The organism is Sulfitobacter sp. 1A13353 (genome assembly GCF_043557255.1).
GTDB lineage: Bacteria > Pseudomonadota > Alphaproteobacteria > Rhodobacterales > Rhodobacteraceae > Sulfitobacter > Sulfitobacter faviae.
On the sequence record NZ_JBIFFS010000001.1, the window covers coordinates 131,368 to 157,207 of the forward strand.

A 25,840-nucleotide genomic window follows, 5' to 3' on the forward strand; every position below is an offset into this window, starting at 1 on the left:
AGGAGCGAACACAAGCATGGAGAGAGCGGTGAACAACGCACACCGAGGCCGCCAGACGCGCGACGGCATTCGCATTTACGAGCCTTCCGATCATGCCGGGATGCAGGCAGCGGGCCGTCTCGCCGCCACCATCCTCGACGAGATCGCAGAGCATGTCTTCCCCGGTCAAACCACCGGAGAGTTGGACCGCCTGATCGAAGAGAAGGTCAACGCCGCCGGGGCGAAATCCGCCACCATCGGCTACAAGGGCTACAAACACGCCAGCTGCATCTCGGTGAACCATGTGGTCTGCCACGGGATCCCCAGCGACAAGAAGCTGAAAGACGGCGACATCCTGAACATCGACGTGACCGTGATCGTCGATGGCTGGTTCGGCGACACCAGCCGCATGTATGTGGCGGGCAAACTGTCGCGCAAGGCCGAGCGGTTGATCAACGTGACCCACGACAGCCTGATGCGCGGGATCGAAGCGGTGAAGCCGGGCAACACCTTTGGAGACATCGGCCACGCGATCCAGACATTTGTCGAAGGCCACCGCATGTCGGTCGTGACCGACTTCTGCGGTCACGGTCTGGGGCAGGTCTTTCACGCGCCGCCCAACGTGCTGCACTATGGCCGCCCCGGCACCGGTGCTGTGCTTGAGCCGGGCATGTTCTTTACCATCGAGCCGATGGTGAACCTTGGCCGCGCCGAAACCAAGACCTTGGCCGACGATTGGACCGCGGTGACCCGCGACAAATCCCTCTCGGCACAGTTCGAACATTCGGTGGGCGTGACCGAAGACGGGGTGGAGATCTTCACCCTCTCGCCCGGTGGTTTGTTCCACCCGACCTACAAGACCGACTAAATGCAGCGGGGGCACGGCCCCCGCCCGCCTATGCGTCGATGGCAACCAAATGATTGTCCCACGCCCGTTTGGCCGTGGTCAGCCGCGACAGCGTCGCCTCTTGCAGCGACAGGATACCGCCCAGCCCATCCGTAGCCACGAAGCCCCCCCGGCCCGGTGCCAACCCGCAGACATCGGCGCGGCGATGGCTGGCAAGGAAAGAACCCTTGTTGTCAAAAACATGCAGCCGCCCGCCGCGCGGTGACGTGATCCCGACCGCCCCGCCATCGACGGCAAATGCCACGCTGCCCGCGTAGCCCTGCATCGCGATTTGCTCGGCCAGATCGGCCTCGGCCAAGATCGGGTCTTCCCCGCGACGATGCAGCCCCAGCAGCGGCACGCCGTCGCCCGGCTCCCCCTGCCATTGCATCGCAAAAGCCACCTGCCCGTCCGGCGCCAAGGCCAGATGCCGGATCGAGTTCTTATGCAGATCATCGGGCAGCGAAACCTGCTCCAGCACTTCGCCCGAGAAGCTGACATAAGACAGGTTGGGCCGCATCACGTCGATGTTCAACTTTTCCCGCCCGCTGTCGGGATGGGTTCGGATACCGCCATTGGCCACAACCAGCACATCCTCGGCCCAGCGGCGGATTTCATGGGGGCCGACCCCGCCCGAGGCGATCTCTCCGATCCGGGCATAGCCATCGGCGCGGGACCACAGGCCAATGCGCCCTTCGCCGCTGTCGATCTCATTCTCACTGGTGGCGAGGATGGCCCCGCCCTGCAAAAACGCCCCATGCCCGTAGAAATGCCGCCCCTCTGGCGCGTCGAGCCGATGGGCCACACGGCCCTTCTCGCAGTCGATCACCAGCGCGAACCGGCCCGGACGGCGGGCAAAGGCGACCGCCTCGGGCGCGGTGGGATGGGCGGCAGCGGCATGGCCCCGGTCGGGCAGCGGAATGCGGAAAATGTCGTGGCCGGTCCCGTCCAGCCCGAAAAGCGCATAGGCCCCCGAAGGATCACGCGCGGCGGCAAGATAGACAGGGCTCCCGGCGGCGGCCCAGCCCATCGCCGGCAGGCTCGACGCGGCGGCGAGACCGGCGAGGAAATGGCGGCGCGAGGGCATCAATCCCCATCCGCCGAGTTGAACCCGACCGAGACGCCAAGCGCCGGGGCGATCTCTGCCCCCACCGCCTCGGAAATGGCGCGCACATCGTTTTGCAGCGCCTCGACCCGGATACGGCTGATCGGATCGGCCACTCCGGCAAAAACGGGGTCTTCCAACGCGCGCGCGGCGCTCAAGGCGCGGTCGAATGCGGCGTCGGTCTTGGGGGTGGGCGCGTCCGACAGCGTGTCGGCCAGACCATGCAATGCTTCGAGCGACAGGACCACATTGCGCAGGCTGCGGCCCGAACGGCGCGCCTCGGCCACCTGCGGTTTGGGGGAGTCGAAACGGCCCATCGGGCGGCCCAGACGTTGGTCGGCGACGAAGTCCAGCCCTGTTGCCAAAGCCGTATAGAGCGCCTGAGACGCCTCGCGCGGGCTGAGGAAACGGTCATTGCCCGCCTCGCCTGCGCTGCGGAGCGTGGCGGCGAAGTCCTCACGCCATGCGGTGTCGACCTCCCGCCCCAGTTCCGCCAGATCTGCTGCCATCGCGCGGGCCAATGCGCAGCTATAGCTGTCAGCCTCGTAGCCCGCGAAGTCATCGTCATAAAGCAGCCGTTCCAGCGCAAAGAGCCCGCGCGCGGCGATGGAGACTTCGGCGTAATCACCGCTTGTCGCAATCGGGTCTTCTTCGGCCACCATCCGCGCCACGCTGCGCCCCACCATGCCGCGCGTGTCGGGCCAGAAGGCGATGGCCAGCCCGCGCCCGTCTTCCTCTAGCGGTCCAAGGGTCAGATGCGCGATGCCGAGCCATGCGTCGAAAGCCTCCTGATAGGCCGGGCGCAGGGCGGCATCGGTGCAATCGGCCTGCGCCGCCGCATCAAGCGCCGCCGTGGCCGAGGCGAAACGGGCGGTGCCGGGCAGCGCGTGATCTTGGATCACCTCCTCTACCCCGGCGAGGGCGGGGGCGGCAGTCAGAAGGAAGGTGGCGGTCAGCAGGCTGCGCATCAGAGGCTCTCCAGATAGCGGATCAGGGCGTCACGGTCGGCTTTGGGCATGTCGACCACGGCATCGCGGGCGGGCTGGGCTTCGCCGCCGTGCCAGAGCACCGCTTCGAGCAGTGACCGCGCGCGCCCATCGTGCAGGAATTGGGTATGGCCGTTGACCTGTTCGGTCAAGCCAATGCCCCAAAGCGGCGCGGTGCGCCATTCGCGCCCGTTCGCGCGGCCCTCGGGACGGTTGTCGGCCAGCCCTTCGCCCATGTCATGCAGCAAAAGGTCGGTCATCGGCCAGATCAGTTGGAAGCTCTGCTCGGGCTGATCCTCCAGCCGTTCGGTCACGAATTTCGGCTGGTGGCAGGAAGTGCAGCCGACCTCATGAAACACCGCCTTGCCGCGCAGCACCTCAGGCGCGCCGACATCACGTCGGGCAGGCACGGCAAGGTTGCGGCTGTAGAAGGTCACCAGATCCAGCCCCTCGGCGTCGATCTCGGTGCCACGGTCGTCACCATCCCCATGGGGTGCCGCGCGGCAGGCGGTCTGCTCTGCCGTGCAATCGCCCCATGCCGCGTCGAAAATGGGGGAGGAAATGCCGATGTCCCCCGCAAAGGCGCTGGCCGATTGTTCGCGGATCGTCGGCGCCCCGGCTTTCCAGCCGAAGCGGCCCAGCATCGGACGCGCATGTTCAAAGGACCAGACGATCTGCGCCCTGCCCGAAATGCCGTCGCCATCGGCGTCCTCCGGGTCGGCCAGCGCCAAGATATCTGCCGCCGGAATGGCCTCCAACAGGCCCAAGCCGATCATCGGCGGGGCGACGCGGGGGCTGAGCATCGCGCCGTCGGCCAAGGGGCCATAGCCGAGGTCTTCGGCACTGTAGGTCGGGCGGCGCAGGCTGGCTGTCTCCCCCTCCGACAGGGCGACTTCCACCTCTTCATAACTCACGCCCAGACGGTATTCCGCCGGATGGCCCGCCACCCCGAAATCCTGCAATTGCCCGCCATAGACCGGATCGGGCCGCGTGCGCGGGGTCTCATCGCCGACCGAGAGCAGGAAGGCCTCGATCTCGCTCATCGCCTCTTCGGGGGGCGTGGGGACCGAGATGCGCAGGAACATCGACACCGCATCATCCTGAGGCCCCTCGGGCGGATGGCCGCGCCCGTCTTTCAGGTGGCAGCGCTGGCAGGAACGCGCGTTGAAGAGCGGCCCCAGCCCGTCAGAGGCCAGCGTCGAGGAGGGCGAAGAGACCCAGAGTTTTTTGAACAGACCGTTGCCGACCTTGAAGTCCAACTCACGCTCGAAAGGGATATTGCCTGAAGGCAGCGAAAACGCATCGGCATTGCCGCGCGGGCTGACCGTGGCGGCCCCTGCCGGGTTCGTCTCAAAGGGTTCGGGCTTGTCGAATTCGGTCGCGGGGGCGGTGACCTTAGCGATCCGGGCGGCCTCTTCCGCGGTGCGGGGGATCACCTTTAGATGCGGTTCCTCCAAGGCTTGCGGAGCGGCGGCGGCCATGCTCGCGGCGGCCACCATGAGCATCGGAATGAGGAAACGCATGGGGAATGCCTTGGATAAGCGGCAGGCCCGAAACCGGGCCTGCCTGTCGTGGTTACTTGCTGTCGTCTGTCGGCTTGGCCTGAAGCTGGCCATAGACGGCCTCGCCCAGTTCCGCCTGAAGCGCCAGTTGGGTTTCGAGGAAGTCGATATGCCCTTCCTCATCGGCGATCAATTCTTCGAACAGGTTCTTCGAAACGTAGTCGCCCACCTGATCGCAGTGATTGCGCGCTTCGATATAGAGGGTGCGGGCCTCATGCTCGGCGGCGAGATCGGCCTCCAGACATTCCTTGACCGTCTCACCGATGCGCAGCGCGTCCAGCTTTTGCAGGTTGGGATGCCCTTCGAGGAAGATGATCCGCTCGATCAGCTTGTCGGCGTGGTTCATCTCTTCGATGCTTTCCTCGCGCGATTTATCGGCAAGCCGACCATAGCCCCAGTCTTCTTGCAGCCGGTAATGCAGCCAGTACTGGCTGACCGCTGTCAATTCGCTGCGCAGTGCAGCGTTGAGATATTCGATGACCTTGTCGTCGCCCTTCATGAACCTGTCTCCTTGTTTGGTTTTGCCTGACATAGAGTGGTTGTCAGCACCGGCACGGAAAAGTTGCCATTTCCGCGCATGGTAGACAAGAACAGAGGCATACAGCCCCCACAATCGGCCGCTTTGCCCAAGGCGCGGTAGACTTTACCGGCCGTGATGACCGTGCGTGCGTCTGAGGCGCGCATCCAGTCGATGGCATTGTTGATGTCGCGATCGGTGATGTTCTGACAGTGACAAACAATCATGGTGTTGCGTATTCCTTGGCTGGCCCCGGGCCGCGACACGCGCGCCCCGGGGGAAAGTTTAGGATTACTGGAAGACGGCCTCCGGCGCGTCGAGGCTGTCGGAGCCTTCAAAGGCGATCTCGTCACCGCCCAGAGCCGTCACTGCGCGTTCGATGGCGCGGGTCTGGTTCACCAGCGCGTCGACCGCGCCCATGATCAGTGCCTCGCCCTCGGCATTGCCGCGCTCAAGCATCATGTCATAGCTGAAGCCCGCTTCGGCGGCGGTCTTGATCTGACCCAGTTCCACCATGGAGGCGTTCAGCTTGGCGCGCAGGTCTTCGTCGACACCGGCATCGGCACTGGCCACCAGATCGGACAGCGACGCGCCCGAGACCACGCGCCCATCGACGCGCAGGTATTCGCCCAGATAGACGTTCCGCACACCCAGGCCATCGTAGTAGTGGCTGTTGTGGGTGTTGTCCGAGAAGCAATCATGCTCTTCCTCGGGGTCGTTCAACATGACGCCCAGCTTCATCCGCTCCCCGGCCTGTTCGCCGTAGGAGAGCGAGCCCATGCCGGTCAGGATCGCGTCGATCCCGGCGTCTTCGTCGGCCAGCACGGCGGCGCGTGCCTCACCGCCTTCGGCCCATTGCCCGGCCATCCATTCCAGATCGCTGACCAAAAGATCGGTGGCGGCCTTGAGGTATTGCCCACGGCGGTCGCAATTGCCGCCGGTGCAGTCGTCGCCCGCTGCGTAGTCGGTCCAAGGACGGTCGCCCGCGCCGTGGTCGGTGCCGTTCAGGTCTTGGCCCCAGAGCAGGAATTCGATGGCATGGTAGCCGGTGGCGACATTGGCCTCGACCGCGCCCGCCTCATGCAACTGCCCTTCGAGCAGTTCGGGGGTGATTTCGGTGGCGTCCACCTCTTCCCCGCCGAGCGTGAATGTCGGGTTGGCGATGACGTTCAGAACCGCCAGTTGGTTCTCATCTGTTTCACCGCCATAGGAGGCGTCGACATAGTCGATCAGACCCTCGTCCAGCGGCCATGCGTTTACCTTGCCTTCCCAGTCATCGACGATGGCATTGCCAAAGCGGAACACCTCGGTCTGCTGGTAGGGCACGCGGGCGGCCAGCCATGCGGTTTTCGCCGCCTGAAGCGCCTCAGCAGAGGGGGAGGCGATCAGCGTCTCGACGGCGGCTTGCAGGGTCTGCGCGGTGGTCAGGCTGTCTTCGTATCCGGCCTGCGCGATGTCGGCATAGGTGTCCAGCACCTCGGCCTTGCCTTGGGCGAATGCCGGGGCGGCGGCGAATGTGATCAGCGCAATGGCCGTGGACGCTTTGAGGCGCATCGGATGTCCTTCCTTGAAAATCACCATGGTCCCGACACAGGGCGTATCGGGCCTTCGGGCAATAGGTGACTTATTTTGTCGGAAAATACAAGGTACAACCTCACGCGGGCTGAACCTAGGGAACCCCGTTAGTTGGTGGCCCTTTCCAACAGGGTCACATGGGTATCGCCATATTTGCGCGTGTCGATCCGGGCGAATCCCTCAGGCGCCTGCATGGGGGCGCTTTCCTCCCAAACGACCATCGCCCCGGGGGTGAGCCAGCCGCCTTCGGCCGCCGCGGCAAGCGCCTTTTGCCCCATGGACTTGCCATAGGGCGGGTCAAGAAAGACCAGATCGAAAGCCGCCTGCGCCCACGGCCCCAGCCGCGTGGCATCATGGCGCAGCAGTTGCGTGTCCGCCGCCGCATCCAGCTTGCGCATATTCTCCCCGATCAGCCGCTGCCCGCTGCGGCCATTCTCGACGAAACAAACCGATGCGGCCCCGCGCGACAGCGCCTCGAACCCTAGCGCGCCGGTGCCTGCAAAGAGGTCCAACACCCGCGCGCCTTCGATTACGTCGTGATGGGTCAGCATCGAAAAAAGGCTTTCGCGCACCCGGTCCGAGGTCGGGCGCAGATGCGCCCCGGCGTCGCCCTTGCCAAGTGCCGCCAGCGGGCGGCCCCGGTATTTCCCAGCGATGATCCTCATGCCCGCAGGAGCGCCTTGAGGTCCGCCTGAGGGTCCGCGACCAAGGCGGGGTCAGGCGATTTGCCCGCCTCAATCAACCGTTTGCCGACCATATAGCCCCGTGGATCGTTTGCCGCATCGACGGCCAGCAAAGTCTCACCGCGGTAATACCAGAAGGACGCGCTGCCCGCGCCCCGGCGGGTAACGACGCGATCATAGCCTGCGTTTAGCCCAGCGATTTGCAGTTTCACGTCATATTGGTCAGACCAGAACCACGGTTTGGCGACATAGTCCTTGCCCGCGCCAAGGATGTTTTCGGCCACGACCTCGGCCTGATCGATGGCGTTTGGCACGCTTTCCAGACGGATGCGCCCGCCGCGATAGGGGAACGAGGTGCAGTCCCCCGCCGCCCAGATACCGGGCAGGTTCGTGCGGCCCTGCGCATCGACCTTGATGCCGTTGTCGATCTCGACCCTCGCGCTGGCGGCCAGCGCGATGTCGGGTTCGATGCCGACGCCGGTGATGACGAAATCGGCGGCGATCTCTGTGCCGTCGCTCAGCCGTGCGCCGGTGACATGGCCCTCGCCCAAAAGCCGCTCCAGCCCCACGCCTTCGCGCAGGCGCACGCCGTGGCTTTCGTGCAGGGCGCGGAAATAATCGCTGGTCTCCGGCGCTGCCACCCGTTGCAGGATCCGGTCGGCCATTTCCACCAGCGTGACCTCAAGCCCCAGCTTGGCCGCGACCGCCGCCGCCTCCAGCCCGATATAACCGCCGCCGACGATCAGCACTTTCGCACCTTTGACGAAACGCGGGGCCATGGCATCGACATCCGCCAGATCGCGCACGGTAAAGACACCCTCCAGCGCCCCGCCGATCGCGGCGGGCAAGCGGCGCGGGGTCGAGCCGGTGGCGAGCACCAGTTCGTCATAGGCGACCGCGCCGTCGGAGGTGCTCAGCACCCGCGCCTCGGGGTCAATCGCCGTGACGCGGCAGTCGGTTTTCAGCGTGATCCCTTGATCGGCGTAGAATGCCTCGGGCCGGAGCAAGAGACGCTCTTGGCTCATCTCCCCCAGCAGGTAGCCTTTGGACAGGGGCGGGCGTTGGTAAGGGGGGCACGGCTCGGCGCCGATGAGGGTGATTTTCCCCTCGAACCCGCCGCTTCGCAGTTTTGCCACGCATGACGCTCCCGCCTGCCCGGCTCCGATCACCACCACATGCTGCATCTGCCACCCCCCGATTGATCTGGTCTCAGTCGCGGTCAAAGCCTATATCTGGCCCCAAGACAACCGCAATGACAGGAGAGGCTATCCCATGACGATTTCTCAAGGTTCGACACTGCCGGACGCGAAACTGGTTCAGATGGGCGCCGACGGGCCCGAGCCGGTGCAGATGGCCGACAAGGTAAAAGGCCGCAAAGTGGTGATCTTTGCCGTGCCGGGCGCCTTCACGCCGACTTGCCACTCTGCCCATGTGCCCAGCTTCGTGCGCACCAAGGATCAGTTCGACGCCAAGGGCGTGGATGAGGTGATCTGCATCTCCTGCAATGATCCTTTCGTGATGAAGGCTTGGGGCGAGGCGACCGGCGCGACAGAGGCCGGGATCACCATGCTCGCCGACGCGAGCAGCGCGTTCACCCGCGCCATCGGCATGGAGTTCGACGCCGAGGGCGCCGGGCTGGTGGGCCGGTCCAAACGCTATGCGATGCTGGTCGAAGACGGTAAGGTCACGCTCTGGCAGCCCGAAGAAAGCGCAGGCACCTGCGAGATTTCCGGCGGTGAAGCGTTGCTGGATAATATGTAAAGTGACGGGCAGCGGCTAAGCGGATCAGGCGCTGCCCATTCAACGATCCGCCCGGTGGCACACCGGGCATCGCCCTCCCTCCCCCCGGAGGGCGATTTTGCAAGGGTCTGGCAGACGGAACCTCAATTTAGGGTGAACCGGCCCGCCATACAGCGAGCCCCTCATCGCCCCCCAGGGAGGGCGATGCCCTTCGTTTCAGCAGGCAACGCCCTTCAGCCGCCTTACTCCGCCGCCTGAACGATTGTGCGCGTGGGGAAGGGGATATCCACCCCGCCCTCATCCAGCGCCTCTTTGACCTTGCGGGTCATATCGGCCTTGAAGGCAAAGTAATCGTCCGCGCTGCACCAGACCCGCACAAGGAAATCCACCGAACTATCGTTGAGGTTGTTCACCTGAATGAAGGGCTCGGGATCCGTATGCGCGCGCTCATCCGACATGATTGTGCTGCGGATGATATCCTCGGCGGTCTTGAGGTTCGCGCCATAGCCCACGCCAAAGGTCCACTCCGCCCGGCGCGTCGGGTTGACGGAATAGTTGGTGATCACATTGCCCCAAACCTCGGAGTTCGGCACGATGACCTGCACGTTGCTGAGATCGGCGAGAACCGTGTAGTTCAGGTTGATCTGTTTGATCGTCCCCATCTCGCCCGCGATCACAACGAAATCGCCGATCTTGATAGGGCGGAACAGGATCAGCATGACGCCCGCGGCCACGTTCGACAGGGTGCCTTGCAGGGCCAGACCAATCGCCAGACCCGCGGCACCAATGACCGCCACGACCGATGTCGTCTTGACCCCGAAGGTATTGAGCACAAAGAGAACGGTGAAACCCAGCACCACATAGCGCACGATGGAAGCGAGAAATTCGAACAGCATCTCATCGAGATGCTTATGCCGTTTGCCCAGATTCTCGACCCGGTGTTGCAGCCAACTGGAGATGACCCAGCCCAGCAGCAAAATGGCAATCGCGGCGATCACCGACCCCGCCGCGCTGGCCAAGAACTCCAGCGTCAGCAGATCGGCAACTGTCTTGCCCTGCCACAACTCGGTTTCAAACAAATCTTGCATCCGGTCTCTCCGTCAGTCTTTGCCGGCCCCAAAGAGACCATCCATCTTACGCGCCAGCTTCGCGTCGAGCGAGCTGAGCCCATCCACATCATGGGTGATCAACGTTACCTCCACCCGGTTGTAAACGTTGCTCCATTCCGGATGGTGATTCCATTTTTCCGCCCAGATTGCTACCCTTGTCATCCAGCCAATGGCATCCACGAAATCACTGAACTTGAAGGTCTTGTGGATCGCATCCCGGCCTTCCACCATCTCCCAGCCCGTGTTGAACAGCGGCTGAAGGAGGGTCTTGCGGGTTTCGATACTCAATCTTTCGGTCATTCTTGTTCCTCGATCGTCGTCTTTTTGAAAGGTCCGTAGTCGGTCAGCACGCTGATCTCTTCGTCCACGGCGTCGCGTTCGGCCTGCAAATACTCCCCCACGGCGGCGGCAAAGCCCGGGTCGCGCATCCAATGCAGCGACCATGTGGGCGAAGGCAGATAGCCCCGCGCGAGCTTGTGCTCGCCCTGCGCGCCCGCCTCGACACGGGCAAGCCCATGGGCAATGGCGAAATCCATGGCGCGATAATAGCACAGTTCGAAATGCAAAAAGGGGTGGTGTTCGGTGCAGCCCCAGTAGCGGCCAAAGAGCGTCTCGCGCCCGATGAAGTTGAGCGCCCCGGCCACCCAACGCCCGTCACGTTCGGCCAGCACCAATGCGATATCGTCGCGCAGATTTTCCTGCGCATGGTCAAAGAATTCCCGCGTGAGATAGGGTGAGCCCCATTTCCGCGCGCCGGTGTCTTGGTAGAACTGCCAGAAGGCATCCCAATGTTCCGGCTCGATCTGGTCGCCGGTGAAGGTATGGATCTTGCCGCCGAAGTCCTGCGCCTGCGCGCGTTCCTTGCGGATGTTCTTGCGCTTGCGCGAGGACAGGCTGGCGAGGAACCCGTCGAAATCCGCATAGTCGCGTTTGTGCCAATGGAACTGCTGGCTCTTGCGGCTCATCAAGCCGAGTTCTTCGGCCCGCGCGACTTCGCCCTCGGTGCAAAAGGTCACATGCAGCGACGACAGCGCGTTGTTGTCGGTCAACTGCACCGCGCCTTGAACCAGCGCGGCGGTGCCCGCCTCTTCGAACCCGGGCCGCATCAGAAAACGCCGCCCGGTGGCGGGGGTATGCGGCACCGCGATCTGAAGTTTCGGGTAATAGCGCCCGCCCGCGCGCTCATAGGCATGGGCCCAGTTGTGATCGAAGATATATTCGCCTTGGCTGTGGGATTTGGCATACATCGGCGCGACGGCGATCACTTGGCCTGCGATCCGCGCCACCAGATACTGCGGCTGCCAACCGGTGCCGGGGCCGACCGAGCCGCTGCGCTCAAGCGCCGAAAGGAAGCGATAGGTGGTGAAAGGGTCGCGCGGACGGCCCCCATCCGCGGCCTCGGGACAGGCGCAGGCGTCCCAATCCTCTTGGCCGATCTGCGCCAATTCCGGCACCACGGTAATCTCGATTTCCTGCGCGTTCATCTGAGCCTTGCCTGCCTTGCGTCCTATGTGTGGCCTCGGCCTCGCAGATCAAGGGCGCGGCAGATAATCCTCAAAGGTCACGTTCTGCGCCACCTGACGCGCGATCTCTTCCTCCGCTTGACTGCGGATCGTCCAGCAGAGCACCGCCGCCCCTTCTGCTTTCAGTTCCGCCACGCGGGGGCGGTTCAGATCGTCCGCCTCATGGCTGATGAAACAGGATCCGCTGTCGGCGTAATCGGGAATTTCGCGCAGCCGGTCACAGGTCGCTTCGGGCAGCGGCCATTCATCGGGGCGATAGGCGCTGGTGGTCAGGCCGCGCGGCACCTCGGGCAAAAGCCGGGCCAGCGCGCGCACCGAATGCGGGTTGAAGGACATGACCGCCAGATCACCCCGGTAGCGGCCAAGCAGTTCCGCCGCGGCGGCCTCAAGCGCACCGACATCCGGCCCCATGGCACCGTCCTGATCCTTGAACTCCACCAAGAGCGGCACGCGCCCGGCAACGAGGTCGAGGATGTCCTCAAGCGTCGGAATCCCCTCATCACCACCCTTCAGCGGGATCGTGGCAAGGGCACTTGCGTCGCGCAGCCGAACCGCGCCCTGCTCTTCCGTCAGCCGCTCCAACCCGTAATCGTGGAACACCATCGGCTTGCCATCGGCGCTGAGTTGCAGGTCGATCTCGATGCCTAGCCCCGCATCGACAGCCGCGCACACGGCGGCGCGGCTGTTTTCGGGCCGTCCGGCGGCAAGGTCATGCAGCGCGCGATGCGCCAGCGGAATGTTCAAAAAGGCGGCAGGAAGGGTCATTCGATCTCAAAGATGCCTTCGATTTCGACGGCGACACCCAGCGGCAGCGACGCGGCAGAGACCGCCGAGCGGGCGTGACGGCCCGCATCGCCCAACGCCTCGACCATGAAATCGGAGGCGCCGTTGATCACCTTGGGCTGGTCGGTGAAATCGGCGGTGGAGTTCACGAAGCCGGTCAATTTCACCACACGCTTGAGCCGGTCCAGATCGCCATCACAGGCGGCGCGGACCTGCGCCAGAAGGCTCAGCGCACAGCTGCGCGCGGCGGCGGCACCGGCGTCGACATCCATATCAGCGCCCAAACGCCCGGTGATCAACCCATCCGGCCCGTTGGAGATCTGGCCCGAGACATAGACGGTATTGCCGGTGACCACGAAGGGCACGTAGTTCGCGGCGGGTGCGGGCGCGTCGGGCAGGGTGATGCCGAGTTCGGCAAGGCGGGCGGTCAGGGACATGACGGGCTTCCTTTGGTTGCGGTTCTGGGCGGACGCTAACCGCCCGCCGCGCCAAGGGAAAGCCCCTTTGCCACCTGCCCCGCCTCAGCTTTCGCGGAAGGCGCGGGCGAAATAGTCGGCCATCGGTTTCAGCAAATAGGCCATGGGAGAGCGCTCCCCGGTGCGGATAAAGGCCTCGACCGGCATGCCGGGGAGGAGAATGGTGCCCTCCTCCAGCTTATCCGTCTCACCGGGGTTCAGCGCGATCTCGGCCCGGTAATAGCTCTGACCGGTGGCGTCATCCTCGATGGAGTCGGCAGAGACCTGAAGGACCTTGCCCACCAGTTCCGGCGTGGTGCGCTGGTTCAGCGCCGAAAGACGCAGGTTCACCTCTTGGCCCACGGCGACCTGATCAATGTGAATGGTCTGCACCTGCGAGGCGATGATCAGCGGACGGTCCTGCGGGACGAGATACATCAGCGGCTCCGCCGCGCGGACGACGGAACGCGGGGTTTGCACCTGCATGCCATAGATCACCCCCGACACCGGCGCGCGGATATCAAGGCGGTCGATCTCGGCCCTAAGCGCGCGGCGCTGCTCGGCCATCTCCAACTCACGGTAGCGTAGATCGCGCAGTTGAGTGATCGCCTCTTCCCGCCCGGCGGAGCGCAGTTTGAGCCGTTCGATGTCGATCTCTGTCACCCGCTCTTGCGACTGCGCCTTTTGCGCCGACAGCTCTCCGATCTGGCCGCGCAGGCGGGCCTGTTCGCGCATGAGGGTCAGCACGGCGGAGGCCTGCGTCAGGCCCCGGTCCAGCAGCGATTGCTGGTTGGCCAATTCCTCTTCGATCAACTCCAACTGCCGCGAAAGCGCGGCCTCCTGCGCGTCGACCCCGCGGATTTGCGCGTTGATCTGCGCCCGGCGTTTGCCCAATTGCTCAAGCTCTTGCGCCACGCTGACGCGGCGCGCGTCAAAGAGGTTGCGCTGCCCGTCCACCAATTCCTGCACGTCAGGGTTCGTCGCCCCGGCGGTCAGCAACTCTTCGTCAAATGTGACCGTCTCGACCTCATCGCGCTGCGCTTCGAGCCGCCCACGCCGAGCCATAAGCTCGTAAAGCTGCCCCTCGACGATGGCCAATTGCGAGGTCAACTGCTCCGCATCCAGCCGCAGCAGCACATCCCCGGCAGCGACGCTGTCGCCCTCATCCACAAGGATGTCGGCCACGACACCGCCGGTCTCATGCTGGACGATCTGCCGGTTGCGGTCGACTTCGATCCGGCCCGAGGCCACGACCGCCCCGGCGATTTGGCTGGTCACCGCCCATGTGCCGAAACCGCCGAAGAGCAGGAGCAGCCCGATGAACCCAAGGATCAGGGGCCGCCTCGCCGACCAGCGCTTGTCCTCGCGGGCGTTCATACCACGCCTCCCGAGCGCGCGGGCGCTTTCTGAATCTCGCGGTGGTTTTGCACCATCCCGGCCAGCACCTCATCCTTGGGGCCAAAGGCTTTGCGCATGCCGTTATCCAGCACCAGCAGCGTGTCGCATTCCTGAATGGCCGCCGGACGATGCGCCATGATCAGCACGGACCGCCCGCTGGCCTTCATCTGTCGGATCGCGTGGTTCAGCGCCTGAGAGCCGGTATTGTCGAGGTTCGAGTTCGGCTCATCCAGCACAACGATCACCGGGTCATCATAAAGCGCACGCGCCAGCCCGATCCGCTGCATCTGCCCGCCTGAAAGCCGCACCTGCCCCGCGCGGATGGGCGTGTCATAGCCTTGCGGGAATTCGAGAATCATCTCATGGGCCGCCGCCATCTTGGCCGCCTTGACCACTTTGGCGTCGTCAGGATTGGGGGAGAGGCGGGCGATATTTTCGGCAATGGTGCCGTCGAACAACTGAACGCGCTGCGGCAGATATCCGATATGCCGCCCCAAGGTCTCGCTCCCGTAATGCTCCAGCGCGGCCCCGTCGAGGCGGATAGACCCGCCCGCAGGCGGCCAAACCCCGGTGAGCGTGCGGGCCAAGGTCGATTTCCCCGCCCCCGAGGGGCCGATCACGCCAACCGCCTGCCCCGGCTCAACGGTGAAGTTGATCGACTTGAGCGCCGCCTGTTTCTCACCCGGCGCCACGACGGTCAGCGCTTTTGCGGCGAGTTTTGCCTTAGGCTGTGGTAGGGCAGTGCGCGCGGGCTCCTCCCCCACCGCCCCCAGAAGCTGCGCCAAATTGGCCCAACCGGCCCGGCCCCGCTGCACGACCGGCCATTGGTTCAACGCCAGTTCCACCGGCGCCAGCGCCCGGCCCAAGAGGATCGAGCCTGCGATCATCGCGCCCGGCGTCATCTGGTTTTTCAAGACCAGCCAAGCGCCGAGGCCCAGCATGGCGGATTGCAGAAACAGCCGCAGCGTCTTGGTCATCGCGGTAAAGGTGCCGCCCACGTCGGTCGATTTCACCTGCTGCGCCAGCGTCTGCCCCCGGGCCTGCTGCCAGCGGGTAAAGGCGGCATCGCGCATCCCCATGGCCTGCACCATCTCGGCCTCGACCCTGATCTGGCCCGACATGGCATCCGCCGCCTGCCCCGAGATGCCAGCCCGGGCTTGGCTTTCGCGCGACAGCATTTGATTGGCCACCGCGATTGCCACCAGCACGGCGGCACCGCCCAAGGCCAGCCAGCCCAACATCGGGTGGAACAGAAAGATCGCGGCAAAGAAGATCGGCGTCCATGGCGCGTCAAAGGCGGCCATCAGCACCGGGGAGGTCATGAGGCGCTGCACGGCTTCGAGATCGGCAAGGCCCGCGTTGGTTTTCACATCCGGGGCCACGGCGGATTTGCGCACCACCGCGTCGAACACCCGCCGGTCGAGATCGGATTGAAACCGCGCCCCCACCCGCGCCATGATCCGACCGCGCGTGTAATCCAAAAGCCCCATCACCGCATAGAGAAAGACGACGAGAACCGAGAGGGCGATCAGCGTTTCCTCTGACCCTGAGCCGAGCACGCGGTCATAGACCTGCAACATATAGAGCGGGCCGGTGAGCATGAGCATATTGGCAAAAAGGCTGAACAAGGCCACCGCCCAATAAAGCCCGCGGCTGCGCCTGCGCACGCGACGCAGCTCGGACAGCCCCCTGTTCACCACATCGCTTTGCATCAAACCCCTTCAACGCTGCCCGCCACGCGCGCAGCACCTTCCCGCCTTTGGGGAATTGATACTGAGTTTAACAACCCAATGCTATTGATTTTTCGGCCCGCCCCCGACCGCCTCAGCGGTCGAGGAAGTTCGGCGCGGGCGCGCTGGCCCCGCTGCCGCTGCTGCCGCCGCCAAAGATATCGCGCAGAACCCTGTCGATCACATTGTCCGCGCCGCCGCCTTGGTTGCCACCGCCTTGGGGTTGCGGCTGTGGCTGCGGTTCGGGCTGTGCCTCGCTCAGGTTGCTGGGCGGGGCGGGCGCCTGCATCGGTAACTCCTTGAGGGGCATCCCCTCATGCACGCGGCTCATGGTTTCGCGCCAGATCTCTGCGGGCAGGCCCCCGCCCGTGACCCCGGTGAGCGGCGTGTTGTCGTCATAGCCCATCCAGACCCCGGCCACATAATCCGCCGAGAAGCCCACGAACCAGGCATCTTTGTTGGCCGAGGTGGTGCCGGTCTTGCCCGCCAATTGCCGCCCGCCAAACTTGGCGCGCTGGCCGGTCCCTTCAGAGATCACCTTTTCCATCATATAGACCAACTGGCGTGCGGCATCTTCTTGGATCACACGTTCGTTGATGCCGCCGCCGGTGCCCATCAGCGGCTCCGTCTCGCCCAGAAGGCGCAGGTCGACCAACCCATAGGGCGTCACCGATGAGCCGCCGTTGAGGATACCGGCATAGGCGCCGGTCATTTCAAGCAGGGTGCTCTCTGATGCGCCAAGCGCCAGCGCCGGACCAGCGGCCAGATCGCTTTTGATGCCGAACTGCGTGGCGACCGAACTCACCGTTTCGCGGCCCACGCTTTCCGAGACTTTCACCGCCGGAATGTTCAGCGAGCTTTTCAGCGCCTCGGTCAGGGTCACCGGCCCCTTGAAACTCTTGGTGTAGTTCTTGGGGCACCATTGTCCCGAGCCGGGTATGTTCAGGCAATAGGGCTCATCCACGATGATGTCATCGGGCGAATAGCCCAGATCGAGCGCCGCGGCATAGATGAAGGGTTTGAAGGCCGAGCCGGTCTGACGCATCGCCTGCGTGGCGCGATTGAAGGCGCCCGCGACCTTGGTCTTGCGCCCGCCCACAAGCGCACGCACCGCGCCATCAGAAGACATCACCACGATCGCCGCCTGCGCCTTGGAGCCTTCGCGGACCTTATTCTCGAACACCCATTTCAAACCTTCCTCGGCTGCGCGCTGGATGCGCTGATCGAGGGTGGTCTTGATGATCACATCTTCGGTGGTGTTGCGGGTAAAGAATTCGGGCCCCGAGGACATGACCCAGTCGGCGAAATAACCGCCCGCCTCGGCCTCTGCCGCCTCGGACAGTTGCGCGGGGTTGGCGATGGCCTCATCAGCCTCGGCGGCAGAGAGATAGCCCTGCTCTTCCATCAGGCGGATCACCGTGGCGGCGCGGCTTTGCGACCGGTCCAGATTGTTGGTGGGCGAAAGCGTCGTGGGCGCGGTCAAAAGACCGGCCAGCATCGCGCCTTCGGCGGGCGAGAGGGCCGCTGCGGGCTTGCCGAAGAACCGCTGCGCCGCGGCCTCCGCCCCAAAGGCACCGCCGCCCATATAGGCGCGGTTAAGGTAGATCGAGAGGATGTCGTTCTTGGTGTATTTCAACTCCATCGCGATGGCAAAGAGCGCTTCCTTGGCCTTGCGACCCAAGGACGAACGACGGCATTCCGCCTCATATTCCTTTTCCGTCATGCCGCTGCTGGGGTCATAGGGCTCGCCCAGACAAAGCAGTTTGGCTGTCTGCTGGGTGATGGTCGAACCGCCGTGGCCGGAAAGCGGCCCGCGCCCCTCGCTCAGGTTGATGCGCACAGCCGAGGCGATGCCCCGCGGGCTGACGCCCAGATGGCGATAGAATCGCTTATCCTCGGTGGCGATGACCGCGTTTCTCAGATGTCTAGAGACCGATTCCGCTGAAACCACGCCGCCGAACTGATCGCCGCGCCATGCAAAGACCTCTCCCTCACGGTCAAGCATAGTGACAGACCCGCGCGCGCGGCCATCCAACAACGCTTCGAGGGGCGGGATCGTGGTGTAGATATAGCCAACGGCCAAGGCGAGGACGAGGAAGACCACAAGGCTCACCCGCCATGTGATGGTCCAGATCAGCCGCCAAATCCAACGGGCCACCCCCGCAAAAAAGCCAAGGATACCGCCGCGCCGGGGGCGTTTGGGACGGGCGGCTTTGCGGCGGGCGGGCGCGGCCTTGCGCGTGGCCGGTTTGCCCCGCGCTGCGGTCTTGGCCTTGGGTTTGGCCTTCCCGGGATACCGCTTGTCGGCCACCAAAGGGCGTTTGCGCTTGTTCTTGTCGGTCATAATATCGCCTGCTCGGCCCTATTTTTCGCCACTTTAGCCTGACTGCAGCGGTTTGTTTAGCGCTGCAAGGTCCAATCGTCGTCAAATGTCTGATTAATTTATAGGCAGATTCCAGCCTGCGCCCGCTTTTTAGGCGGCACTGCCACGCAATGGCGCAAGTATGGCAGGCAAACCTGTCCAAGAGCGCCCGATATCCGGTTTTCTCATGCTGCACGGGCAGCCGCCCGCTTCGGTAAGCACGCATTCGGACCCGCAGACAGGAAACGACCATATGAAACCCATCTTAATACTTCCCCTCGCAGCGGCGGTCAGCGCCCTGCCCGGGCTGGCGCTGGCACAGGACGCGGAATACGCGACGCTGGCGGATACGACCTTCATCTTCAACACCCTGCTTTTCCTGATCGGCGGTTTCCTCGTCTTCTGGATGGCGGCGGGTTTCGCCATGCTGGAAGCGGGGCTGGTGCGTTCCAAGAACGTCACCACGCAGCTGACCAAGAACATGGGCCTCTTTGCGCTTGCCGCGGTCATGTATTGGCTGGTGGGCTACAACATCATGTATCCCGGTGACGGCAATTGGATCATGGAAGGCGTCTTTGGCACCTTCGCGACCAAGGATATCAAGACCGAGATCGACGCAGGCGGCTATTCCAACGCCTCCGACTTCTTCTTTCAGCTGATGTTCTGCGCCACCACCGCCTCCATCGTGTCGGGTGCACTGGCCGAGCGGATCAAGCTGTGGCCCTTCCTGATCTTCGTGGTCGTGCTGACCGGCTTCATCTACCCGATCGAAGCGTCCTGGCAGTGGGGCGGCGGTTTCCTTTCCGCCATGGGCTTCAGCGACTTCGCCGGCTCGACCCTCGTGCACGCCGCTGGTGGCTTTGCCGCCCTCGCCGGGGCCATCGTCCTGGGGCCGCGTTTGGGTAAATACGGCAAGGATGGCCGCGTTGTGCCGATGCCGGGTTCCAACCTTGCCCTCGCCACTTTGGGCACGTTCATCCTGTGGATGGGCTGGTTCGGCTTTAACGGTGCGTCGCAGCTTGCCATGGGCACCATCGAAGACGTGGACGCCGTGGCGCAGATCTTTGCAAACACCAACATGGCCGCTGCTGCCGGTGCCGTCGCCGCGCTGATCCTGACGCAGGTGATGTACAAGAAAGTCGACCTGACCATGGTGCTGAACGGCGCGCTGGCCGGTCTCGTCTCGATCACTGCAGGGCCGCTTGACCCGACGCTGTTTGGTGCGCTTTGGATCGGTGCCGTGGGCGGTGTCATCGTGGTGCTGACCGTGCCGATGCTCGACAAGTTCAAGATCGACGATGTGGTCGGCGCGATCCCGGTTCACCTGATCGCCGGTTTCTGGGGCACGCTGGTCGTGCCGGTCTATACCGAAGGCACATCCTTCGTCACACAGATCATCGGCTTCGCCGCGGTTGGCCTCTTTGTCTTCATCGTCAGCTTCGTCGTCTGGCTGATCCTTAAAACCGCCGGTGGCATCCGTGTCAGCGAAGAGGCCGAGATCACCGGTCTGGACATGTCCGAACTGGGCATGGAAGCCTACCCCGAGTTCGCCAAGGGCTAAGCCCCGGCGACATCGCCAAACAATCGACCGCCCGGCCCGCAATGGCCGGGCGGTTTGCGTTAGGCCACTAGAGGTAAAGAAATGGTAAAGGTCGTGCCGACACCCGGGGCGCTGACATAGCGGATGCTGCCGCCGTGTCGGTCCAGAATCTGCCGGGTGATATGCATCCCCAGACCGCTGCCATAGGCGACCTTGGTGTCGGAGCCATCGACCTGCGAAAAGGGCGCAAAGACCTGCTCTTCCGCGCCCGGCGGGATGCCACAGCCGCTGTCGCTGACCTGCACATGCGCCATGCCTTCGGACTGCTGAAGGCTAACCTCCACCTGCCCGCCCGGGGCAGAGAATTTCACCGCGTTCGACAGCACGTTGCCAAAGACCTGCCCCAACCGCTCTGCATCGGCTTGGACCGTCAGCACCGCCTCGGGCATCTCGCAACGGAAGCGTATATCCTTCTCCGGTTGCAGGCTCTCCGCCCGGACCACGGCCTTTTGCACCAGCGGGGCGAGAGCGGCAGGCTGCAGGTCGATGCTGAACTCGGCACTGCTGAGGCTTTGGGTGTCGATCAGATCATTGACCAAGGTCGTCAGCGTCTCGGAGCTACCTGCGGCCTTTGCCAGCAGACGCGCCTTTTGCGCATCGCTCACCTTGGCCCCGCCCTGCGACAACAGGCCAAGCGCGCCGTTAATGACCGTCAGCGGGGTGCGCAGCTCATGGCTGACCGTGGCGAGGAACTGCGCCTGCATCTGCTCGGCGGCGATGGCCTTTTCGGCGGCGATCTTTTGCACGGTCACATCCAAAAGCGCCACGGCCCAGCCCACCTGTTTTTGCCCCGCCCCCAGAGAAATCGCATGGGCGCGCACGGCGAAATGGCGGTGACCCAGTTGGATATCGGTCACATCGGGTAGGCCGCCATGGGCCGCGAGATAGCGGATGATCGGCCCCAACTCCCCAAAGGCGCTCAGCGGGGCCTCGGGATCGGCCTCCCGGCGCAAGAGGTCGGCGGCGGCTGGATTGGTCTCAATCGCAGCGCCGCTCGGGTCGACCACGAAAACCGGATCGGTGCTGTTGTAGAACAACAGCTCGCGCGCGATTGCGTTCACGTCGATCCAGCGATTATCGGCCACCAGCCAGACCACCAGCGTCAGCGAAAGCGCGAATGAGAAAGGCGTCGGATCGGTATTGAACAGGGTGATGCCGCCCAAGATATAGGCCAGATTGGCCACCATGGGGATCAGCGTCGCGGCAAAAAGCTTGAGGAAAAAGCTGCGCACTGCGGGGTTGGCCGAACGCACCGCCCGCCCCGCCACGACCGCCGCCGCCATGATGACCATGTAAAGATAGGTGATCGCGATGAAGAACAGCGGGCCGTGGTCGGATTGGACATAGGCCCCCTCTGCGCTCAGCAACCACTTGGTTTCGGGGCCATAGAATGTCTCATGCCAGCCGCTCGTCACCGCGGCGAGGGTGATCAGCGCAGGCGCAAGCCCCGCGCAAAGCGGCACGAGCCATCGCGGCACCTTGGCCCCAAGCGCATATTCATAGAGGAAAAAAGCCCAGAAGGTCGGCAGCAGCACAAAGCCGATCCACGCCCAACGGCTGACCCCAAAGGCGCAGGCGGCAGAGGTGGCGGAAAGCTCGACCCCGACCGACAGAAGCCAGAGGTCCATGGCCAGAATGGCCAGCAAAAACCAATGTTTACCGGGTAGGCTGCTGTGCCCACGCACCCAATAGCCCAACACGGTGACAAGCGTGGCTGTCACGATCACCAGCTCTACCGCTGGCAAGCTCACATCCAAGCGGATGCACTGTAAGAATGATTCTAAAATTGGCCCGACCCTGAGTTTTCACTCAAGCTATCCAAACATGCCATTTCGACCAAGTTTTGATTAAAAGAGGCCAGAATAGAGGCATAGGGCGATTGTTCCGCAACAATCGAAGGCTGACCGGGCCGCGACATGCGCGGCCCGGAGCGCGATTAGATACCGACGTCGATGATCGCACGGGCGAGGATCGGCACGCTGTTTTGATTCAGCCCGGCAATGTTCATACGGCTGTCGCCGACCATATAGATGCCATGTTTCTCACGCAGCGCGTCGACCTTATCCGGCGTGGTGCCAAGCCGCGAGAACATGCCCCGGTGCTGGGCGAGGAAGCCAAAGCGGTCCGACCCGGAAAGTTTCTGCAACTCACCCGCCAGTTGCTCACGCAGACCCAGCATGGCGTTGCGAACATCCTCAAGCTCGGCCATCCAATCGGCCTTGAGCTCATCATCGGTCAGGATGGTCGACACGATCCGCGCGCCGTGATCGGGCGGGAAGCTGTAGTTCTGGCGGTTGAGGAAGGCCAAAGTGGCTTGGTTCAGCCCCTGCGCCGCCTCGGCGGCCACCAGCATCAGAATGCCGGTCCGTTCGCGGTAGATGCCGAAGTTCTTAGAGCAGCTTGCCGCGATCAGGCATTCCGGCACCGAGGCGGCCACTTTGCGCGTCGCAGCGGCATCCGCCTCCAACCCGTCGCCAAAGCCCTGATAGGCGATGTCGATCATCGGCACGGCGCCGGTGCTTTGCAGCACTTCGATCACCGCGTCCCACTCCGCGCTGTTGAGGTTCGCGCCCGTGGGGTTGTGGCAGCAGCCGTGCAGCAGGACCACATCGCCTTTCTTGGCGGTCTTGAGGTCTTCGATCATGCCGTCGAAGTTCACGCCGCCGGTCGCGCTGTCGAAATAGCGGTAGTTCACCACTTCCATGCCCAGATAGGACAGGATCGACAGGTGGTTCGGCCATGTCGGATCAGAAACGAAAACGCGCGCTTCGGGGTTGGCCATACGCACCAGTTCAAAGGCCTGACGCACGGCACCGGTGCCACCGGGGGTGGCGGCAGCGGCAATCGCGCCGCGCGGCACGGCATCGCCCAGAACGAGCGCAGCCATCGCATTGGTATAGGTCGGATCGCCAGCCAGACCGGTGTAGACCTTGGTGTCTTGGTTTTCCCAGATGCGCTGCTCCGCGGCTTTGACGGCGCGCATCACCGGGGTGTTGCCGCTGGCGTCTTTGTAGACACCGACGCCGAGGTCGATCTTCGTGTCGCGCGGGTCTTCGCGGTAGGCCTGTACAAGGGCGAGGATCTTATCGGCGGGTTGCGCCTTGAGCGTCTCGAACATTGGGTTCTCCGGTTGGAAGGTAACGGTAAAGGATTAAGCCGCGCCAGTGGCCACGGGCACGGTGGGGAACATTCCCCATTCCGCCCATGAGCCATCGTAGAGCGACCATTTGCGGTGGCCCAGCCGCTCCAGCGCCAGCGCCAGCACGGCGGCGGTGATGCCCGAGCCGCAGGAGGTGATGACGGGTTTCGACAGGTCCACGCCCGCCGCCTCGAAAATGGCGCGGGTCTCTTCGGGGGTTTTCATCGTCTTGTCGTCGTTGAGCAATTCGGTGAAGGGCACGTTACGCGCGCCGGGAATATGGCCTGCGCGCAGCCCCTCGCGCGGTTCAGGCGCATCGCCGCGGAAACGTGCTGCGGCACGGGCGTCGACGATCTGCGGATCGCCGAGTTTGGAGGCATGGGCCACCTGTGTCACATCGCGCACCAATTGGTTCTGGAAGCGCACGGTCATATGGCGGTCGCGCGGCACGGGGGGCATGTCTTCGGTCTCGCGCCCCTCGGCCTGCCATTTCGGCAACCCGCCATCCAGAACGGCGACATTTTCCTGCCCCATCAGGCGGAACAGCCACCAGACCCGCGCGGCGGACATCAGCCCCGCGCCGTCATAGACCACCACCTGATGCCCGTCACCCACGCCCATGGCGCGCAGCCGCGACATGAATTTCTCGATCGGCGGGGCCATATGCGGCAGGTCCGAACGCGCGTCCGAGATATCGTCGATGTCGAAAAAGCGCGCGCCGGGGATGTGCGCGGCGTCATACTCCGCCTTCGGATCGCGCCCGGCGTCGGGCAGATACCACGAGGCATCAAGGATGCGCAGGTCCGGGTCTTTCAGATGCTGAGCCAACCAATCGGTTGAAACCAATGTCTTGGGATCGTCGGCCATGGGGGCCTCCTTCGTCGCGGGCGTTGCCCATGCCTATAACCGGCGGGGGATGCTGGCAAGTGGAAGGGGGGCGGTGAGGCGTGCTGAGGACCATCGCCTGCCCGCGGGTGGGCGATGTGACGGTGCCACATGCCACTTTATGGTTCAGCTTCGATGTGCGCTCACGAGGTCACGCCCAGCCTCGCCAAATCGCCTACCCGGTCGCACCAAAGGTGCGCCTAGTATAATCTGGCACGCCTTTGGCGAGACGGGCGGGCAGGCGATGGCCCGGCGCCTGCGGCTTCATTCCGGGCCGGTGGTAATCTCGGTCGAAGCGAAACCTACCCGTGATCTTTCAGCAACCGCTGCTTCTGCCGCGACCAATCGCGCTTGGCCGCCGTCTCGCGCTTGTCATGCAGCTTCTTACCCTTGGCCACGCCGATCTTGATCTTCGCCATGCCGCGATGGTTGAAATACATCACCAAGGGCACCAGCGTCATGCCCTTGCGCTGCGTCGCGTTCCACAGATCGGCCAATTCCTTGCGGCTGACCAGCAGTTTGCGCCGGCGCCGTTCTTCATGCTGAAAGGTCTTGGCCTGCTTGTAGGGCGCCACATAGGAGTTCACCAACCACAGTTCGCCATCCTCTACGGCAGCGTAACTCTCGGCAATATTCGCCCCGCCTTCGCGTAGGGATTTCACCTCGGATCCCTCAAGGATAATACCGCATTCGATGTCTTCTTCGATCGCGTAATCAAACCGCGCGCGGCGGTTTTCGGCGATCACCTTGTAATTCGGATCGGATTTGGAACTGGATTTGACCTGTGACATGCCAAAGCATGTAGAGCGCCCCCCGCCCCGGTGCAAGATGCTGCCGCTCAGTCACCGAGTTTGGCGTGCACCTCATCCAAATCGATCTCCCCCAGGGGGTGCTTATTGCCGGGGTTGTCAAAGTCATATTTGAACAGATCGAAGTCGCGTTTGTAGATCTCGCGCATCAGATGCATCGACAGATCGTCAAAGTAATCCTCGACCGGATGCGCCCGCTTGGGCCCATGGCCCTCACTCTCGTTAAAGCGCGGGATCGCCGCCAGATCGACAGGGTGCGGCGTGTCCACGGCATCAAGCACCTGCTGCATCCCATCGTTGAACCGCTCGGTCCAGAAGATCTGGTCGTAGGTGCCGCCATTGACGATAAAGGTGCTGACATGGCCCGAGACCGCCGACCAATGAATGTCCGGGTCCATTGGCCGCCGCCAACGAATGGTATCGCGGGCAAACAGCAGGAACCGCCGGAAGCTCGCGATCTGGTCGAACTCCTCCTTGCCGTCCTCACCGCCCACGTCGATCCCGTATTTCTGCACCAGCAGCGGCACCAGATTGCCGCGATAGCGCCGCCCGTTGCGCTGAATGCCGCAAATCTTGTCAAAGAAAGACGACAGGATTCGCGTGTAAGGGTTGCGCACGCAGGTAAAGGCATAGGACTTGCGCGCCGTCACATTCTCGGTGATCGGCCCCTGCGACCCATCCAAGGCCCATTTATGAATGCCTGATTTGGCATCATGGATGTCGCCGTCAAAAAATTCGCCATGATCGGAATAATACATGATCTGGCCGATGGTCGAACAGGCGCATTTTGGCACCACGCGGTACACCATGCTCTCACTTTCCGTCATCCATGTTCCGGGAAAACCCATGCGCGTCCTGCCTCCTGCTGGCGCTGGCTGTTTTAAGCAACAGTCAGACCTCGGTGCAAAAAAGCAAAGAAATGCTGTTTATTCAATCGGTCTTCAGGATTAACTAGAAAGGTGATCCACGACAAAAGGCCGATGCAAGCGGGCCGCGACAAGGACATTCGGTATC

General features: G+C 63.5%; 24 protein-coding genes. 3 read left to right on the forward strand and 21 right to left on the reverse strand.

Annotation, left to right across the window (positions count from 1 at the left end):
• Window positions 1-16: 16 nt before the first annotated feature.
• Window positions 17-847 carry a type I methionyl aminopeptidase gene (map, locus tag ACGYLO_RS00665; protein ID WP_271688803.1) on the forward strand — a complete coding sequence of 277 codons (831 nt, stop codon included), beginning with the start codon at window positions 17-19 and terminating at the stop codon, window positions 845-847.
• A 28-nt stretch (window positions 848-875) separates the two neighbouring features.
• On the opposite strand, the gene ACGYLO_RS00670 is transcribed toward map, so the two are convergent.
• The 8 genes from ACGYLO_RS00670 to ACGYLO_RS00705 all read right to left on the reverse strand — a co-directional run bounded on the left by ACGYLO_RS00670 (window position 876) and on the right by ACGYLO_RS00705 (window position 8,477).
• Window positions 876-1,952, reverse strand: coding sequence for a DUF1513 domain-containing protein (locus tag ACGYLO_RS00670; RefSeq protein WP_271688802.1), 1,077 nt, complete (start codon window positions 1,950-1,952; stop codon window positions 876-878).
• Window positions 1,952-2,938 (reverse strand): imelysin family protein, encoded by a 987-nt coding sequence (locus tag ACGYLO_RS00675; protein ID WP_271688801.1) that lies wholly within the window; start codon window positions 2,936-2,938, stop codon window positions 1,952-1,954. The genes ACGYLO_RS00670 and ACGYLO_RS00675 overlap by 1 nt, the downstream gene beginning before the upstream one ends.
• Window positions 2,938-4,479: a di-heme oxidoredictase family protein gene (locus ACGYLO_RS00680; protein ID WP_394374324.1), complete on the reverse strand. Its 1,542-nt coding sequence runs from the start codon at window positions 4,477-4,479 to the stop codon at window positions 2,938-2,940. Before ACGYLO_RS00680 ends, ACGYLO_RS00675 begins: the two co-directional genes overlap by 1 nt.
• 52 nt (window positions 4,480-4,531) lie before the next feature.
• The gene (gene bfr / locus ACGYLO_RS00685) at window positions 4,532-5,017 is read right to left on the reverse strand and encodes a bacterioferritin (RefSeq protein WP_136720255.1); all 486 of its coding nucleotides are present in this window, start codon (window positions 5,015-5,017) and stop codon (window positions 4,532-4,534) included.
• Entirely contained in the window at window positions 5,014-5,262 is a 249-nt protein-coding gene (locus tag ACGYLO_RS00690) for a bacterioferritin-associated ferredoxin (RefSeq protein ID WP_067266845.1), read from the reverse strand. Before ACGYLO_RS00690 ends, bfr begins: the two co-directional genes overlap by 4 nt.
• A gap of 64 nt (window positions 5,263-5,326) precedes the next feature.
• Window positions 5,327-6,589, reverse strand: a complete 1,263-nt coding sequence (locus ACGYLO_RS00695) for an imelysin family protein (RefSeq protein WP_271688800.1) — start codon at window positions 6,587-6,589, stop codon at window positions 5,327-5,329.
• A 128-nt stretch (window positions 6,590-6,717) separates the two neighbouring features.
• Window positions 6,718-7,275 carry a 16S rRNA (guanine(966)-N(2))-methyltransferase RsmD gene (rsmD, locus tag ACGYLO_RS00700; protein WP_271688799.1) on the reverse strand — a complete coding sequence of 186 codons (558 nt, stop codon included), beginning with the start codon at window positions 7,273-7,275 and terminating at the stop codon, window positions 6,718-6,720.
• Window positions 7,272-8,477: an NAD(P)/FAD-dependent oxidoreductase gene (locus ACGYLO_RS00705; protein WP_271688798.1), complete on the reverse strand. Its 1,206-nt coding sequence runs from the start codon at window positions 8,475-8,477 to the stop codon at window positions 7,272-7,274. The genes rsmD and ACGYLO_RS00705 overlap by 4 nt, the downstream gene beginning before the upstream one ends.
• Before the next feature lie 88 nt (window positions 8,478-8,565).
• On the opposite strand from ACGYLO_RS00705, the gene ACGYLO_RS00710 reads away from it, so the two are divergent.
• Window positions 8,566-9,054 carry a peroxiredoxin gene (locus tag ACGYLO_RS00710; RefSeq protein ID WP_209218513.1) on the forward strand — a complete coding sequence of 163 codons (489 nt, stop codon included), beginning with the start codon at window positions 8,566-8,568 and terminating at the stop codon, window positions 9,052-9,054.
• Between the two features lie 221 nt (window positions 9,055-9,275).
• Here ACGYLO_RS00710 and ACGYLO_RS00715 read toward each other — a convergent pair whose 3' ends face one another.
• From ACGYLO_RS00715 to ACGYLO_RS00750, 8 genes are all read right to left on the reverse strand, one after another.
• Window positions 9,276-10,121 (reverse strand): mechanosensitive ion channel family protein, encoded by an 846-nt coding sequence (locus ACGYLO_RS00715; RefSeq protein ID WP_067266837.1) that lies wholly within the window; start codon window positions 10,119-10,121, stop codon window positions 9,276-9,278.
• A gap of 12 nt (window positions 10,122-10,133) precedes the next feature.
• Complete coding sequence (locus ACGYLO_RS00720) at window positions 10,134-10,442, reverse strand: 4a-hydroxytetrahydrobiopterin dehydratase (RefSeq protein ID WP_209218515.1); 309 nt, start codon at window positions 10,440-10,442, stop codon at window positions 10,134-10,136.
• Window positions 10,439-11,626, reverse strand: coding sequence for a GNAT family N-acetyltransferase (locus ACGYLO_RS00725; protein WP_271688796.1), 1,188 nt, complete (start codon window positions 11,624-11,626; stop codon window positions 10,439-10,441). Before ACGYLO_RS00725 ends, ACGYLO_RS00720 begins: the two co-directional genes overlap by 4 nt.
• A gap of 48 nt (window positions 11,627-11,674) precedes the next feature.
• Window positions 11,675-12,430 (reverse strand): glycerophosphodiester phosphodiesterase family protein, encoded by a 756-nt coding sequence (locus ACGYLO_RS00730; protein ID WP_271688795.1) that lies wholly within the window; start codon window positions 12,428-12,430, stop codon window positions 11,675-11,677.
• A complete protein-coding gene (locus ACGYLO_RS00735; protein WP_271688794.1) occupies window positions 12,427-12,885 on the reverse strand; it encodes a RidA family protein in 459 nt (152 codons plus the stop codon). The genes ACGYLO_RS00730 and ACGYLO_RS00735 overlap by 4 nt, the downstream gene beginning before the upstream one ends.
• 84 nt (window positions 12,886-12,969) lie before the next feature.
• On the reverse strand, window positions 12,970-14,280 hold the full coding sequence (locus ACGYLO_RS00740) for an HlyD family type I secretion periplasmic adaptor subunit (protein ID WP_271688793.1): 1,311 nt from the start codon (window positions 14,278-14,280) through the stop codon (window positions 12,970-12,972).
• Window positions 14,277-16,013, reverse strand: a complete 1,737-nt coding sequence (locus ACGYLO_RS00745) for a type I secretion system permease/ATPase (RefSeq protein ID WP_271688792.1) — start codon at window positions 16,011-16,013, stop codon at window positions 14,277-14,279. The genes ACGYLO_RS00740 and ACGYLO_RS00745 overlap by 4 nt, the downstream gene beginning before the upstream one ends.
• Before the next feature lie 112 nt (window positions 16,014-16,125).
• A complete protein-coding gene (locus ACGYLO_RS00750) occupies window positions 16,126-18,375 on the reverse strand; it encodes a transglycosylase domain-containing protein (RefSeq protein WP_271688791.1) in 2,250 nt (749 codons plus the stop codon).
• Window positions 18,376-18,646: 271 nt separating this feature from the next.
• On the opposite strand from ACGYLO_RS00750, the gene ACGYLO_RS00755 reads away from it, so the two are divergent.
• Window positions 18,647-19,954: an ammonium transporter gene (locus ACGYLO_RS00755; protein ID WP_271688790.1), complete on the forward strand. Its 1,308-nt coding sequence runs from the start codon at window positions 18,647-18,649 to the stop codon at window positions 19,952-19,954.
• Window positions 19,955-20,013: 59 nt separating this feature from the next.
• Here ACGYLO_RS00755 and ACGYLO_RS00760 read toward each other — a convergent pair whose 3' ends face one another.
• The 5 genes from ACGYLO_RS00760 to ACGYLO_RS00780 form a co-directional block, all read right to left on the reverse strand.
• On the reverse strand, window positions 20,014-21,738 hold the full coding sequence (locus ACGYLO_RS00760) for a histidine kinase N-terminal 7TM domain-containing protein (RefSeq protein ID WP_276154389.1): 1,725 nt from the start codon (window positions 21,736-21,738) through the stop codon (window positions 20,014-20,016).
• Window positions 21,739-21,929: 191 nt separating this feature from the next.
• Entirely contained in the window at window positions 21,930-23,111 is a 1,182-nt protein-coding gene (locus ACGYLO_RS00765) for an amino acid aminotransferase (protein ID WP_067266822.1), read from the reverse strand.
• 33 nt (window positions 23,112-23,144) lie between these two features.
• Complete coding sequence (sseA, locus tag ACGYLO_RS00770; RefSeq protein ID WP_067266820.1) at window positions 23,145-23,999, reverse strand: 3-mercaptopyruvate sulfurtransferase; 855 nt, start codon at window positions 23,997-23,999, stop codon at window positions 23,145-23,147.
• A gap of 320 nt (window positions 24,000-24,319) precedes the next feature.
• Window positions 24,320-24,808 carry an SsrA-binding protein SmpB gene (gene smpB, locus ACGYLO_RS00775; protein ID WP_209218524.1) on the reverse strand — a complete coding sequence of 163 codons (489 nt, stop codon included), beginning with the start codon at window positions 24,806-24,808 and terminating at the stop codon, window positions 24,320-24,322.
• Window positions 24,809-24,855: 47 nt separating this feature from the next.
• Window positions 24,856-25,674, reverse strand: coding sequence for a sulfotransferase family protein (locus tag ACGYLO_RS00780; RefSeq protein WP_209218525.1), 819 nt, complete (start codon window positions 25,672-25,674; stop codon window positions 24,856-24,858).
• Between the last annotated feature and the right edge of the window lie 166 nt (window positions 25,675-25,840).